Origin of the sequence: Oceanospirillum beijerinckii DSM 7166 (assembly GCF_000422425.1) — a bacterium.
In the GTDB taxonomy this organism is placed as follows: Bacteria; Pseudomonadota; Gammaproteobacteria; order Pseudomonadales; family Halomonadaceae; genus Oceanospirillum; species Oceanospirillum beijerinckii.
Map to the genome: position 1 here is coordinate 41,477 of NZ_AULT01000007.1, position 15,085 is coordinate 56,561.

A 15,085-nucleotide genomic window follows, 5' to 3' on the forward strand; every position below is an offset into this window, starting at 1 on the left:
AAAAGTTTCAATCTTTTTCTCTTTTCTTTTATATCGATATTATCTAATAAAAATAAGCTCTCTCTCAGCCTTGCAACTCAAGACCTCACCTGTTTTTCAGGCTGAACTATACTGAAGAAACACCAGTTTCTGTCGATTGGAGGTTTCCCATGCACGTTGACCATTTTTTCCAACAACTCTGGTTTGATTATATGCATGTCACTCCGCAGGCTCAGGTGATTGAGAACGCCTTTGAGATGGCTGGAGAAACTCTGATTAAGGATCATGTTGCATTTCGTACCTTTAATCTGGCCCCGATAAATATTGTTATGCTGGAGCAGCATCTGTTGAATCTGGGTTACAGGCACTTCGCCCCTTACACTCTGCCGGACAAACACCTGAAGGCCTGGAGCTACCTACCTCCGGATGAGCATCTACCCCGAATCGTATTTACCGAGCTGATGACGGAGCATCTGTCCTATAAAGCGCAACAGATAATCCACCGCTTGATTGATGAGGTACCTTTAGAAGTGATCAAACGACCGCAGGTGTTCTGGTCTGGTCGACTGTGGTCTATGCCCACCTGGCAGGAGTATGAGCTGTTATTGTCAGAAAGTGAGTATGCCGCTTGGTTATCGGTAATGGGCATTCGTGCCAATCATTTTGCCATCAGCGTCAATCATCTCAGCCATACACCCGATATTGCTCAGGCATTAAATAGAATGGAAGCTCTGGGCTTTTGCCTGAATCAGGATGGAGGGGTGATTAAAGGCTCACGCCTGGATCTGCTGGAACAGGGAGCAATACTGCCCGATCAAACGATGCGGCTGTTTTCCGATGGCTCAGAGCACCCAGTGCCCACTTGTCACTTTGAGTTTGTTAAGCGCTACCCAGACCATCCTGGCCACTTGTACGATGGCTTTGTGCCTTCTGGAGTTGATTCAACCCTGAACCAACAGCACCATTAATGACCTCTTATAAGATAAGACGACTAAAAAATCAGTCCTTGGTTAAAAACGGGGGACTGAAAAAGTGGGCGCAGTAAAAGCATGAATGGCAAAAAAAGAGACCAGAAAAACAAGGGTAATCAAAGGGAGATGACTGACACAGTGCAAAGAATTTAAAAAACTTAACGAAAAATCTTTCCATCACTCGGTTTTCATATGCAACAAGAATCGTTACATTACAACAGACAGAGCAACTATTTATCCCCAGAAAATGCTTGACAGTCTGACTCTTATCAAGAAATTCAATATTTATGACAATTTGCCACAATTAATAAGACATGGGGCTTGATTTCCACTCAGACCTAAGGTATTAAAAGCATAGCAATAAACACATAAGCTATTGTTTTTATTGAAAATACCAAGTTATCACCCAACAAAAAAATAACAATGATCAAAATTGACTAAAAGAGCAGTTACCCACAAAAGCTGTGGATAATTCCTTGGATAAGCTGAGGAAAATTGTCTCAAGGAAACAAATTCAGCCCTTCCTTCTTAGATTGTTTATTTTTTGATCAGTATAATTTTGCACGCTGCAACGCTATAGAAATAGCGTATGCAGCTCATACCAAAGTCGCATAAAAGCACCTCTCTCACCTGGCGTCAGCTACTGACTATTTTTACTGACTAGGCTAATATTGCCTGTTCAGTTTTAAGGGGAACTATAGTGAACATTCTGGCCAACCGTGAAGCCATTTTGAGCGCTATAGATAGCGTTATTGTGCAGGATCGGCACCACGTTATTTTTTCCTGCACAGGCTAAACCGTTAATAAAAGAAGATGCTAAACAAAAACTTAGCTGCAAGAAACAACTCTATTCTCTCGCCCCCGGCCAGGGAATAGCGCAATCATTTTGTTTAGCAGACAACACCCCGCACAGTATGACATTGTTGCGTTTTTATCAGGACAGGCACCCTACCGGCATGATTAAACAACTGGCTGAAAACAACCTGACTCAGACAGGCACGTTAAAGCAAGAGTATCTTGATTTTATCGACACCCTCAAAACCCAGGGTTTTAAGGGCGATCTTAACCCTGACTACGCCAATCGCGTGGTACTCTCCACCGATAACTCCATCTATCAGATACTGCCGCAAGGGGTTCTGTATCCACGTAACATCGACGATCTGGTACTGATCGCCAAGCTGAGTAACGAAAGCCAGTTTAAGGATATCGTCTTAAGCCCTCGAGGTGGTGGTACCGGCACGAACGGCCAGTCTCTGACCGATGGCTTGGTGGTGGATATCTCCCGTCATATGAATACTATTCTGGAGATCAATGAGGAAGAGCGCTGGGTTCGTGTACAGACGGGTGTAGTTAAGGATCAGCTGAACAAGGCACTGAAGCCCTACGGCCTGTTTTTTGCCCCTGAGCTGTCCACCAGTAACCGCGCCACTATTGGCGGTATGATCAATACCGACGCCAGTGGTCAGGGTTCCGTGCTATACGGGAAGACCCGTGATCACGTTTTAGAACTGAATAGTGTTTTCCTGGATGGTACTGAGTGGCTGTCCAAGCCGATCTCTGATGATGAGTTGGCGCAGATCAAACAGCGTGACGACAGAGTGGGTGAAGCTCACCGTATCGCCGACCAGATCTTTAACGAACAGCAGGCGCTGATCGAAGCCAAGTTTCCGAAACTGAACCGCTGTCTGACCGGTTACGATCTGGCTCACATCCGCGACGATAATGGTCAGTTCAACCTAAATTCGATTCTGTGTGGTGCGGAAGGTAGTCTGGCCTTTATTACCGAAGCCAAGCTAAACGTACTGCCAATTCCTAAGTTCTCTGCCCTGGTCAATATCCAGTATGGCAGCTTTAATGATGCCCTGCGTGATGCCAAGGATCTGATGGATTGGAACCCAACTTCCATTGAGACGGTGGATTCCAAGGTACTGAACCTGGCCATGAACGACATCATCTGGGATACCGTAGCAACGTACTACCCCAAAACCACAGGGCCAGAAGGCGAAGAGCAGCAGATCGCCGGTATCAACCTGGTGGAATACACCGGCGATGATGAAGCGGAACTGGATGCCAAACTGACCAAGCTGACCGCTCATCTGGACAGCATCTCTGGCAGCGAAGGCAAAAGTTTTGCTTATACTATTGCCAAGGGTGCCGGAGAGATCGGTAAGATCTGGACCATGCGTAAAAAAGCCGTTGGCCTACTGGGTAACGCTCAGGGCGAAAAACGTCCGATTCCTTTTGTGGAAGATACTGCGGTACCACCTGAGAACCTGGCCGACTTTATTATGGAGTTCCGTGAACTGCTGGATAGCCATAACCTGGCTTACGGTATGTTTGGTCATGTGGATGCCGGTGTACTGCACGTGCGTCCGGCGATCGATATGAAGGACCCAAGTCAGGAAACTATGATCCGCACCATCACCGATGGTGTCGTGGCTCTGACGCAAAAATATAAGGGCCTGCTATGGGGCGAACACGGTAAAGGTGTGCGTTCCGAATATGCGCCCGAGTTCTTTGGTGAGCTTTATGCCTATCTGCAAGAGATCAAAGCGACCTTTGACCCGCGCAATCAGCTGAATCCGGGTAAGATCGCCACACCTGCCAAGTCTGGTGCCGAACTGTTGAAGATTGATAACGTGCCAACCCGTGGTGAATATGATCGCCAGATTCCTGGTGCGGTACGCGATACTTTTAATGCCGCTATGTACTGTAACGGCAACGGTGCCTGTTATAACTTTGACCCGAACGATGCCATGTGCCCGTCCTGGAAAGCAACCCGTGAGCGTACGCAATCACCGAAAGGTCGTTCCTCTCTGATTCGTGAATGGCTGCGGCTACAGGAAAAAGCCGGGGTTGATCTGAATAAAGAGATCGAAGAGACCCGTAACAGTGGTTTTGTGGGCACCTTTATCCCTCGCCTACAGAACACCCTGAGTAAACGAAAAGGTGAGTACGACTTTAACCATGAGGTTTACGATGCCATGGCAGGTTGTCTGGCGTGTAAATCCTGTGTCGGCCAGTGTCCTATTAAAGTCAATGTGCCAGAGTTCCGCTCCAAGTTCCTGGAACTGTATTACGGTCGATACCTGCGTCCGCTGAAAGACTACTTTATCGGTACACTGGAATACGTCATTCCAACCATGTCTAAAGTACCGGCACTGTATAACGCACCGATGCAGGTGGGTTTTGTTCAAAAGCTGATGGCGAAATACGCTGGCATGGTGGATAGCCCGCTGCTGTGTAAAGAGAGTATTGCCAAGGAACTGTCTAATTATGGTGTTGCCTGGGCCACGCCGGAAGCACTGAACCGCCTGCCAGAGGAGCAGAAAACCAAAAGCGTGGTGATCGTACAGGATGCTTTCACCAGCTTCTTCGAGTCCCGCCTGGTACTGGATATTATGGATCTTTTAACCCGTTTGGGTTATCGCGTTTTCCTGGCTCCATTCAAACCAAACGGTAAGCCTCTGCATGTCCACGGCATGATGAATGCCTTTGAAAAAGCGGCAGCAGAGAACGCAAAAATGTTGTGCCAGCTGGATCAAACCGGTGTTGCTTTGGTAGGGATCGACCCATCCATGACGCTAACTTATCGTCAGGAGTACGCAAAATCGCTGCCTGAGGATCAACTGCCCAATGTACAGCTGATTCAGGAGTGGCTGGGTACTCAGACAGAACAGATCAAGGCGCTGAATCTATCCCTACAAGATACTGAAAAAGAGATTTTCATGTTGGCGCACTGCACTGAGAAAACCAATGCAGCACCGTCGATGAAACAGTGGCAACAGGTGTTTGACGCCTTTGGCTTAACCCTGACTCTGCAGGCTACCGGTTGCTGCGGTATGTCTGGTACTTTTGGTCATGAAAGCGCGAATGTGGATACATCCAAGCTGATCTACAGCCAGAGCTGGTCTGCGGTGATCAATGATAACGACAAAAAAGGTCGTATTGTTGCCACCGGCTACTCCTGTCGTAGCCAGGTAAAACGGATTGATCAGAAGCAAATTCCTCATCCACTGCAACTGCTGCTGGCCAAACTGTAAACACAGGGTTTTAAGTCCGCCAGCGTAAATATCTCTATCCTCTAAGGCCAAAGACCAGAGAGGATCAATATATAAATTTGTGCGGCTGCTCATCAGGGGCTAACACCATTATACTCGCTATTTTCCCGTATAGTTACAGGGGGAATAGCGAGTTAATGCCTGCCTGATACCTACCTAAGCTTGTCCTCACCGATCATGCCTGAAATGGCCTTTTCCATAATATGCACTAAAGTATCATGTTATAAGCTTGATAAATCAGCACAATGCCTTGTTTTATATAAACTTTATGGCATATAGTGCGAATAATACGATGGAATTTCAGCTTATACACCTGAAATGAATAGTAGAGCAGGGTTCAGATCTCCCTCAACATAGACATTTGCACAGAAAGCATTTCTATATTTTTTGCCAACAACTGAAGAGTGATGCTATTTGATAAAAAACTTTCGTGTGAGTGTCTGGCAGATAGTATGGACTTTCACTTTTTAGACTATAGCCTCACCCTGGATGGCCTCTTATCTATCCAGCGCTTTAAACTTAACGCCTACCTTAGGTAGAATCGGCCCAATTTTCTATCAGACGAGGGAGTGGATCCTTGCTTCGCAAGCACCTTAACCAAGTGAGTCTTGTTGTGCTGCTATTGACTCAGTCACTGGCAGCCCTGGCACAAACCTCGACCCTGAATGTCGGCATCTTGGAATCAGCCAACATGGGATTCCTGGATCAGTTTCAACAGCCAACAGGCTTTGAGGTTGAGTTAGCTCAGGGAATCTGCCTGCGCCTTAAGCGTAACTGCGAGATAAAGCTACAGTCGTTCAGCCAAAATTTGCAGGATATTCAGGATGAAAAAGTCGACTTTGCGCTCTCTTCAATCATGGTGACAGAAGAGCGTAGCAAGCATCTTCTTTTTTCCGATCATTATATGAGTTCCTTCTCAATTTTTGTCGGATTACCTGAGCAGCCCAAATACCGGCAGGTGAAAGTGGCCGTTGTTAAAGGCTCCGTTCAGGAAAAATACCTTCGCCAGCACAAAGCCGACACCATGGTCGCAATCAGCTATGCCCATTTAAATGAGACTTATCAGGCCTTGCTCGGGCAAGAGGTGGATCAAGTGCTCGGCCCGGCTATTTTACAACTGGGTTTTCTGTCGCAGCACCCCGATAAGGAATATGAACTGCTGGGCGAGCCCATTAGACAATTTAATCTGGGTGGCAAAGTAGCGGTCGCTCTTCCACTGAAGCAGTTTGAGTTACAACAACAGATCAACGATATTCTGTCTGAGATGCTCACGGATGGTAGCTACAACCAACTGAATAAAAAATATTTCCCCTTTAGCGTTTATTAGGACTTATATGAATTATCTGAAACAAATGCTATGTGGCCTGCTGATTCTGGCGAGCTCTGCTGAAAGTTACGCCCAGCCTCACTACAAGATAGGTATCTCAGACTCCTTTCAACCCTTTAACTACAGAGATGCCGGTGGAGAGCTGAAAGGATTCAATGTTGATATTGCACGGGCTCTATGCAAAGAGATGCAGGCACGTTGTGACTTTGTAGTCACGCCCTTTTCTAAGGTTATTCCGGCTCTGGAAGAAGGTCTGATTGATTTTGCCACCAGCAATTTTCTAATCACACCGGAACGTGCCAAACGAATTAATTTCAGTGCAAAGTATTACCGCTCGACGACCAGTTTGATCGGCTCACTGGATAGTTCTCACCAAAGTCCAATGGCAATACTGAGCGACAAAAATGCAGTGATAGCCACACAACAAAGCTCAGCCCAGGCCAATTACCTTAAAGCCAACAGCCAGGTACAGATTAAAGAGATCAGCTCGATTGGTGCTGGCTTGGAGCTACTGCGCCAGAAAAAGGTGGACTATCTGATAGCCCCGACCCTGTTTGCATTAAACTTTCTGCAGAAAAGCGAAAATGTCAACTTGGACTTTATAGGCAACCCTATTGACCACCCTGACCTTTCCGGCAGCGTCCATATTGGTATTAGCAAGCACCACCCCCAACTAAAAGAAAAGATGGACCATGCCCTGAACGCCATGCTGGTCAACGGCCAGCTAAGAGCCATCATCAACCAATACTTCCCGTTTGATGTTTACTGACTCCATGACTGATCGTAAGCCCAGACTTAGACAGCTTATAGGGCGATTAGCACTATTGTTGATCGTTTCTTTCTGCATGCTGATCGCCAGTATTCTGGGGCTAAGTCACTCCGCCTCACAACTGGCCCAGGAGAGTCAGAAACATTTGCTGCCCAAGATTCATGAACACCAGCGGGCAGCACTAAACCTTGAACGCCTTGAACATATGGGCGATCTCGTTGCTTACGGCGGCAATATCAGCCTAATACGGAAAAATGCGCTGGCAGCTCAAGTATTGGCTTATCAGCCCTCTTTTGAATTGAATGAGAGCACTCAAAAAATCGTAAGAACCACTTTTGATCAAATCAAACAGATACGTACTGTTCGCCAGAAACTACTCATCCTGCAGGGTAAACCAAACAATGAAGGCACCCAACTGAACACTTTGCTCAGACAAGAAGAGCAGCTAAGGGCTTTATGGGCAGAACAGAAACTGGACCTGTTTGAGTTGCAGAATAGAATTATCAGCACAGCAACCCAAATGCAAACTCATACCATGCAACAGATTAGTTTGACACACCAGAAAATCCTGCTGGTAGGTGGCAGCGGTATTACAATTTTGCTACTGGTACTCGCCGCGATCAGCTACCAGTTACTCAAGCACCTGGTTAAGCCTGTACAAAAAGCCAGCAATGCACTTTTATCCATTGAGCGTGGTGAAGATTACCACTTAAAACCCGCACGCTATGAAGAAACCAGTACCATTTATCATGCTGTTGACCGCTTAGCTGTCAACTTAAAAACATTGCATGATATGGCAACCACAGACTCACTGACCTCTTGTTTAAATCGTCGCTATTTTGTTGAACAGGCCGAGCTGGCTCTTCAGCAAGCCAAGCAAGACAACCAATCTCTGGCTCTTGTGATGCTGGATATCGATCACTTCAAAAAGGTTAATGACACCCACGGCCATGCGACAGGTGATATGACACTGAAGCACTTCTCACAGTGGGTAAAACAAAATTTACCCCAAGGCGGTCGTTTAGGGCGTTTAGGCGGTGAAGAGTTTGCCATGCTGCTACCTTCATACGATGAAGCCCAGGCGATGATGCTTGCAGATCACATCAGATCAGAGATTGCAGAGTACTCTGCCAATACAGAAGAAATTCCGGCAATAACAGTAAGCATGGGAGTGAGATCACTCACTGCGGTTACAGATAAACTGGATCGCTTGCTTTCTCAGGCAGATAAGGCACTTTATCATGCGAAAGCCCAGGGAAGGAACAGAGTCGTCTCTTACTCAGGGTTTATCAACTCTGCTTCTACAGGTTCTGGCTCTTCAAGCCCTCAGAAGAAGAGTTTGCCACCTCTGAACAGGGAAAGGCCTTAAGACCTCTCCGCCGAAGGTCAACTACTCTGACCGGAAAGCATAAAAGCATATTTTATGCGCAATAGGGTATAGCCTGAGACAATACGGTTATTCGACAGGCAACGGAACAACAGGCGAGCGGTTCAGTCCTGCAACGGGCACAGCCGCTTCAGCCTCACTTAAGCGGCAAATTCCTCCTTTACGGAGTTATCCTCCTGGTTCAGTCTCTCAGCCTGTTTAGAGCGTTTCGACATCTGGTTAACATCAGGCAAACTCTGATAAAGCTCTCGGACATGGCTCGCATTCACCAACGCGTCCACCACACAATCCAGCGGATTAGGCCAAATACCCAGAGTGTCGCCCCCATTAGGGTATGTCAAAATCTCATTCGGCGGATCAAAATGGGTGTTAACCCCCTCTTTGCTGCCCCGGGCATCGACCCGAAACCAACCGTGATGAGCCAGATAGACTGCATTGATGCCATGTAAACGATACGGCGTAGCCCCCCACTCATTATCCACACGCTGATAACTGAAGCCCGCAGGTATACCATTGGCTCTCAGTAAGGCGGCCAATAAATGGCTTTTAGCGAAACAACACCCATGTTTGTTTTTCAACACATCAGACGCTTTTAGTACAACACTCTCTTTCTGGTATTCCCAGCTGTGCTCTATCTGATCACGCACCCAGTTAAAACTGCGTTGAATCAACTCGACAGGATGATCGCCACCTTTAGCCAGATAACTGGCTAAAGCCAACACTTCGGGGTGATCCCAGTTGACTATCAATGAAGATCGTAGAAAAGGACTCATAAGGCACTCTCATCATATCCGTTAAATACAGAAACAAAGCTTTTGCGGAAATTCGTTAAGCATTTCCGCCACTCATAGGCAATCGAGAGGCTTTTATTTCACTATATATTTGCAGAGTGCCTGAGCCAGATGACAGAGAATTGAACTAAAAATGAAGGCTTGATGAAACGCAGTCATTGCGTTTCTTTAATTATAATTTCTTAATGTACGGCAACTAAGCAAAAAACCTCACTGCATGCCACTCCTACCGTTGCGTCTATTTTTGATTTTTTAATGCAGAAAATACAGAAGCAGCAGTGAGTTACCATATTACCGGCCCAGTGGAAGTATTTATCGTGGCACAGCACACTCAGAGATCCACTAGCTGAATGCTACGGTATCCCGATCAGCAACTACCACACAGTTACGCCCCATCGATTTCGCTTGATAAAGAGCATTGTCCGCACGATGTACCAGATAATTCGGCGCTTCTTCCAATAGAGCTTCGGCTAAACCAACACTGATTGTGATGTGCTCAACTTCAGGGAAAAGAGTTTGTTCCACTTGCTGACGGAAATCTTCCGCAAAGATTTGCGCCATGTGACGATTATAACCGGGCAGCAAAACAAGGAACTCTTCTCCCCCCCAGCGACCAGCAATGTGCTGAGGTTTTAGACTTTGTTTCAGTAACGTAGAGAACTGCACCAGCACATCATCACCTACACCGTGACCATACCTGTCATTCACTTGCTTAAAGTGATCCAGATCTAACAGCAGGATTGAAAAAGCCTGCCGCTTAACCGTGGCCGTGAGCAGATTGTTCTCCAGTGAACTTTCTACATAATAGCGATTACGCAGGCCAGTCAGAGAGTCAGTCGTCGAAAGCTCATGCAAACGCTGGTTTTTATACTCCAGCTGAAGATTAAGCTCCTTCAGCTTCCACTCCATCCTGGCGCGCTCTTCAACCTCACGGGTCAACTCTTCATTGACACATTTCAACTTCCGGTTAGCGACCAGAACTACAGAAACAATCACCACTGCAATGAAGGATAGCTGCCACAGTAAGGTGTAGTTCAAACGCGGTTCAGCAGTAATGCCAACCCAACGCTGAAAGATCCCTTGCAGATCCGTTGGTCGTAAAGCATTGACAGATTTTTCCAGTGCAGTCAGCAGCTGAGGCCAATCATTTCTGGCGGCTACGGCTAATTGAATATTCTTGGGGAAGTACCCAGCGATATGCAGGTTAGTCAAGCCCTTTTGCTGGATATAGTAACCTGTGCTGGCAATTGCACCGACAAAGGCATCCAATTGTCCCTTTGACACCAATTCCAATCCCTGAGCAACATTATTGACTGGTATAGCATTAATGTTCGGAAAATCAGATTGCAATACACTGGCCTGATAATAGTCCTTAACAACGCCTACTTGCTTTCCGTTTAACTCAGAAATGTGATTGATAAAACTATGCTGCTTACGGGTGATAATAACGTTTGGGAAGCTGAGATAGTTCTTAGTGAAGTTTAAAAACTGCCGACGCTCCTGAATGTTAGCCGCAGCAGATAGAATATCGCAACGACGCTCTTTCACGGCCTGCAGGCTTTCTGACCAGTTAGCTGTTCTTATCAGCTTAAAAGGTTTACCCAGAGAAGCTGACAACAGGTCCATGACTTCCGCTGCGATACCAATATGATGGCCTTTATCATCAATGCCTTCATAGGGCATCCAATGAGGTGTTACACACATACGGATCATGGGCAGACTATTGAGAAAATTCTTTTCTTCCACAGAAAAATTCAGGGTCTGCTGATGAAGATAGCCGGATTTATGTGCATTCAATGCTTCCCGCCAGATATAGGGTGACAAATCAGGGGTTGAGGTTAATTGCCCTATCTCACGATAAACATTGAGTAAACGCTGAATACGATTTAAATCTATACTCCCCAGAGGATAGACATCTGCGGCTACCAGCTTACTAATCTCCCGGGCCTCAAACAGTAAGGCTGCCCGAGACTTATTAGATGGATATTTAGTCTGAATTATTTCCACCATTTCATGGGGGTGGTCCAGCGCATAACGCCAACCTCTTATTGATGCACGACGGAAGGCCTCAACACGCTCGGGGTTGTTCTGTGCTTCAAGCGCATGGGTAAATAGAGTATTGCTGTAAAAATCTGCCCCGTAGTTAGCTGGATCAATGACCACATAATCAACCCCTTGCTCTTGTAGCTGAAAGGGTTGGTTGGTGATATAAGCAGTCATGGCATCGACATGACCCAAAAGCAGATCCTTGACTTCATAGTTATGTTCATAACGATATATCTTGCCCAGATCAACACTTTCGGACGCCAGCATGTAACTGATTTCGGCACTATGGAGATCCAGTTCACTGGTCATCAGGCGCTTTTGATGCAAGTCCTTAGGATGACGTATAGCAGAATCCCGCCGGGCTAACACCACCAAAGGCGAATGCTTAAACAGATTTGCCAATAGCGATACTGGCTGGCCCTGGCTTAAAGCCAGAATAACCTCACTATTACTCACACCAAAATCAGCCCGCCCTGAAACCACTTCTTCTACCGGGTTCATTCCAGGCACCAAGGGTTTCAACAGAACTTCAAAGCCTTCCTCCCGATAAAAGCCCAGCTCTTGAGCCGCATAAAAACCAGCAAACTCAAATTGATGGGTCCATAGGAGCTGCAAAGTCACTTTTTCTAAACGATCATTGGCAGAGTTAGCGGCAGTAAAGGTCAAGGACTGATCTGCATTTGATGCTGATGCTGATGCTGATGCTGATGCTTCGCCAGTATTCGCCTCTGCTGCCGATACGGTTAAAAACAGAGCTAAACAACACGTTAGACACAGAGTTAGAGCAAAATATAGCGGAGGCACTAGCGACAGTCTAAGCCCAAGCTGCAGCATATATTTTTCGCGGGTCTTGTTCTCAGAGCATTCTACAAACAAAGGGGGAAAATCCACTGCAATCCATTAGAGAAGACCACAATAGGCTGATTCAGTTTAAAAATCGACTGGGGTTTTCCCTAGGTTTATCTCATAAACCCCAAAATGATGATTTATCGCGACAAAATTAAAATAGCTTCACGTTTGTTCATTCCGACCAACCAGACCTTCAGGTCAGCATACTGGCCATCATCATTCTCAGTTTTAACGGTTTTACCGGTTTATTAATTAAGCGATATTGAATGGCTTCAATCAAAGCATTTAACTCTTTCGAGTAATTTGCAGTAATCATCAGCACAGGGACCGATTGTGGCAAGGCTTCATTAATCAGCTGTGCCGCATTAATACCGGTTTCCCCATTATCCAAATGATAATCCACTAACATTAAGTCAGGCAGAAAACCATCACTCACCAGTTCCAGCGCTTCTTCAGCGCTCATGGCGGTCATTACATCCATCTCCCAACCATCCAACAGATGCTCCATTCCGGCACAGATCGCTGGATCATTATCAATCACCAATACGGGACGGTTAGCCAAAGGATCTGCTCCCTCCGGATCAACCACAGCCTGAACCTCTGGTACAGGCAGATACTCCGACAGCGGCACTTCTACCGTAAAAACGGAACCTTTGCCCGGTACCGAGCGCACATGAATGGCATGATTAAGTACTCTGGAAATCTTATCCACAATGGCCAGGCCTAAGCCTAAGCCCCGATCATTGGGTGATGGGTTACGCTTTAAGCGGCTAAATTCACGAAAGATCTCCGTTAACTTTTCCCGTTCAATGCCTTCACCGGTGTCCCAAACCTCAATACTTAACTGGTCACCTCGTTTACGGGTTGCCAATAAGATCTGACCACCGGGTTCGGTATAGCGACAGGCGTTGGTCAGAAAGTTACGTAGTATACGTGCCAATAATTGGGAATCAGAACGCACACCATAAGAAGATACCCGCGCTCTGAATCTTTGATGTTGGCTATGACACACCTCGCGGTACTCATTAACCAGATTACTCAACAGACTATCGATGGAAAACACACTCACCTCCGGCTCCACCACACCGGCATCCAGCTTGGAAATATCCACCAGCGCCCCCAGTAAGGCTTCAACATCGTTTAATGATGAAGCAGTAGAGGTCACCAATTGGCGAGCGGACTTATCCAGCGGATACTCGGCTAATGCACTGTTGAACAAACGTGCTGCATTCATGGGTTGCAACAGATCATGACTGATTGCCGCCAAAAACTTAGTTTTCGATAGATTGGCCTCTTCTGCCTGCTTTTTTGCTTCCAGTAAACGATCCTGAATACTGCGTCGCTCCAGAATCTCTTGTTTCAGCTGTTCGTTTAGTGTTGTTAACTCTGCGGTGCGCTCTTCAACTCTCTGTTCTAACAGCGCATTAGCGTTTCGAAGGGCTTCTGCTGTCAAGCGACGTTCAGTGATATCCTGAGTCAGAACAAAAAAGCCCGTAGTCTGTCCCTTGGAATCGACACGAGGAACATAGGACTTATGAACATAACGGGCTTCACCTTCATGATTGGCCTCTTCCAGTTCAAAACTGACAGTATCACCATCCAGCACCTGCTCAATATAACTTCTCAGTCTCATCAACTGCTGATGAGAGTAAACCTCTTTTATCGAGCACCCCTGTAACTCATCACGATCCATTCCCACCCATTGCTGGTATGCACGATTGGTAAATTCAAACTCCAGATCCGCATTAACAAAACCGATCATAGCCGGAAGAGCATCTGTGATCAGGCGCATTTTCTGCTCACTTTCCCGCAGCGCACGAGCATAAAGGCCACGCTCGGTAATGTCCGTCAGAGTAATAACGCACCCCCCTTCCTGACGGGCTTTCTGCCGTAATTCCAGGACCCGGCCATCGGGCAGGGTGATCTCATAATTACCGGCCAGATTGGACTGCGGGCAAGAGGTCAGCGGCCGATGGGCTAGACCAAAGCTCTGCTGCAACAGCTCAAAAAAATCATTACTATGCTCAACCGCCCCGGCACTTAAGCCCGTCAGCTGACATAAACGGCTGTTCCACACTTCAGGAATACCGTGATCGCTGACCAGCACCACCCCCTGTGACAAGTTCTCTAATGTACTGAGCAAAATACGGGATTTTTCCGCCAGAGCAGCTTCCCGGCGCTCCGTTTCATAGGCTTTCAGCTCAGTGATATCCGTGTAAAGTATTGTCAGATCACCGCTCTCTGTTTCCCTTTCGTTTACCTGCACCCAACGACCATCTTTCAGCCGTATCACCTGACCATAAGTTTTTTGATACAGTGCCAGATCATCGTGGGCGGCCAACTCATCCAGTACAGACATACGGGCAAAGGTATTAATATCCCGCTGGCTCATACCCGACTGCACGATATAACCGTATTTGTGCAAAATCTCGCGATAGCGACTGTTACTCAATACCAACCGACGCTGACGATCAAACATCACAAAGGCATCATTCATTCCCTCAATCGCATCAACCAGCCGATGATGCAGGGTTTCAATCTCAATATGGGCCTGTTTCAGCGCCTGGTTACTGTCTCTTAACTCCGCCAGAGCCTGATTCAGCGCTGCGGTTCTCTCTCTTACCTGTTCTGCCAATAAAGCTGAGTTTTCAAAAGCAGCGTAAGCCCGCCCGCCTACATCCGGTGCCGCTTCCACCCGATCAATCAAAGCACTGTTAATCTTTTTCAGACGCTGATTTTCCAGCTCCAGCGCCTCAATTTTCTGCTGCAACACGAGTTTATTATCGGTAACAGAGTTCATAATCACCCCAGTGATTGATTTGATCGAATTGTCTTGCTGCTATCAAAGCTAAAACACCACGCAAAGACCACATCGCTACGCAAAAGCCAAAATACCTGGCGAAAA

Annotated in this window: 8 protein-coding genes; 5 read left to right on the forward strand and 3 right to left on the reverse strand. The window is 46.7% G+C overall.

Translation table 11 applies throughout. The features are described 5' to 3' along the window. Positions 1–149 precede the first annotated feature (149 nt). From H579_RS23870 to H579_RS27530, 5 genes are all read left to right on the forward strand, one after another. On the forward strand, positions 150–947 hold the full coding sequence (locus H579_RS23870; protein WP_036565071.1) for a DUF1338 domain-containing protein: 798 nt from the start codon (positions 150–152) through the stop codon (positions 945–947). Positions 948–1,906: 959 nt separating this feature from the next. Continuing rightward, positions 1,907–4,993 carry a D-2-hydroxyglutarate dehydrogenase YdiJ gene (ydiJ, locus tag H579_RS0101820; RefSeq protein WP_028299241.1) on the forward strand — a complete coding sequence of 1,029 codons (3,087 nt, stop codon included), beginning with the start codon at positions 1,907–1,909 and terminating at the stop codon, positions 4,991–4,993. 595 nt (positions 4,994–5,588) lie between these two features. Continuing rightward, positions 5,589–6,338: a substrate-binding periplasmic protein gene (locus H579_RS0101825; RefSeq protein ID WP_157834534.1), complete on the forward strand. Its 750-nt coding sequence runs from the start codon at positions 5,589–5,591 to the stop codon at positions 6,336–6,338. A 7-nt stretch (positions 6,339–6,345) separates the two neighbouring features. Next, positions 6,346–7,107, forward strand: coding sequence for a substrate-binding periplasmic protein (locus tag H579_RS0101830; RefSeq protein WP_028299243.1), 762 nt, complete (start codon positions 6,346–6,348; stop codon positions 7,105–7,107). Between the two features lie 4 nt (positions 7,108–7,111). Beyond that, positions 7,112–8,476, forward strand: coding sequence for a GGDEF domain-containing protein (locus H579_RS27530; RefSeq protein WP_157834535.1), 1,365 nt, complete (start codon positions 7,112–7,114; stop codon positions 8,474–8,476). 158 nt (positions 8,477–8,634) lie between these two features. On the opposite strand, the gene H579_RS23880 is transcribed toward H579_RS27530, so the two are convergent. From H579_RS23880 to H579_RS0101855, 3 genes are all read right to left on the reverse strand, one after another. Next, on the reverse strand, positions 8,635–9,267 hold the full coding sequence (locus H579_RS23880; protein WP_084623806.1) for a transglutaminase-like domain-containing protein: 633 nt from the start codon (positions 9,265–9,267) through the stop codon (positions 8,635–8,637). Positions 9,268–9,627: 360 nt separating this feature from the next. Next, positions 9,628–11,997: an ABC transporter substrate-binding protein gene (locus H579_RS0101845; RefSeq protein ID WP_028299244.1), complete on the reverse strand. Its 2,370-nt coding sequence runs from the start codon at positions 11,995–11,997 to the stop codon at positions 9,628–9,630. Between the two features lie 376 nt (positions 11,998–12,373). Further along, the gene (locus H579_RS0101855) at positions 12,374–14,980 is read right to left on the reverse strand and encodes a hybrid sensor histidine kinase/response regulator (protein WP_028299245.1); all 2,607 of its coding nucleotides are present in this window, start codon (positions 14,978–14,980) and stop codon (positions 12,374–12,376) included. Positions 14,981–15,085: the final 105 nt, after the last annotated feature.

Coding starts and splice junctions, on each gene's coding strand:
- H579_RS23870 (WP_036565071.1), top strand. CDS start 150: ATGCACGTTGACCATTTTTTCCAACAACTCTGGTTTGATTATATGCAT.
- H579_RS0101855 (WP_028299245.1), bottom strand. CDS start 14,980: ATGAACTCTGTTACCGATAATAAACTCGTGTTGCAGCAGAAAATTGAG.
- H579_RS27530 (WP_157834535.1), top strand. CDS start 7,112: ATGACTGATCGTAAGCCCAGACTTAGACAGCTTATAGGGCGATTAGCA.
- H579_RS0101830 (WP_028299243.1), top strand. CDS start 6,346: ATGAATTATCTGAAACAAATGCTATGTGGCCTGCTGATTCTGGCGAGC.
- ydiJ (WP_028299241.1), top strand. CDS start 1,907: ATGATTAAACAACTGGCTGAAAACAACCTGACTCAGACAGGCACGTTA.
- H579_RS23880 (WP_084623806.1), bottom strand. CDS start 9,267: ATGAGTCCTTTTCTACGATCTTCATTGATAGTCAACTGGGATCACCCC.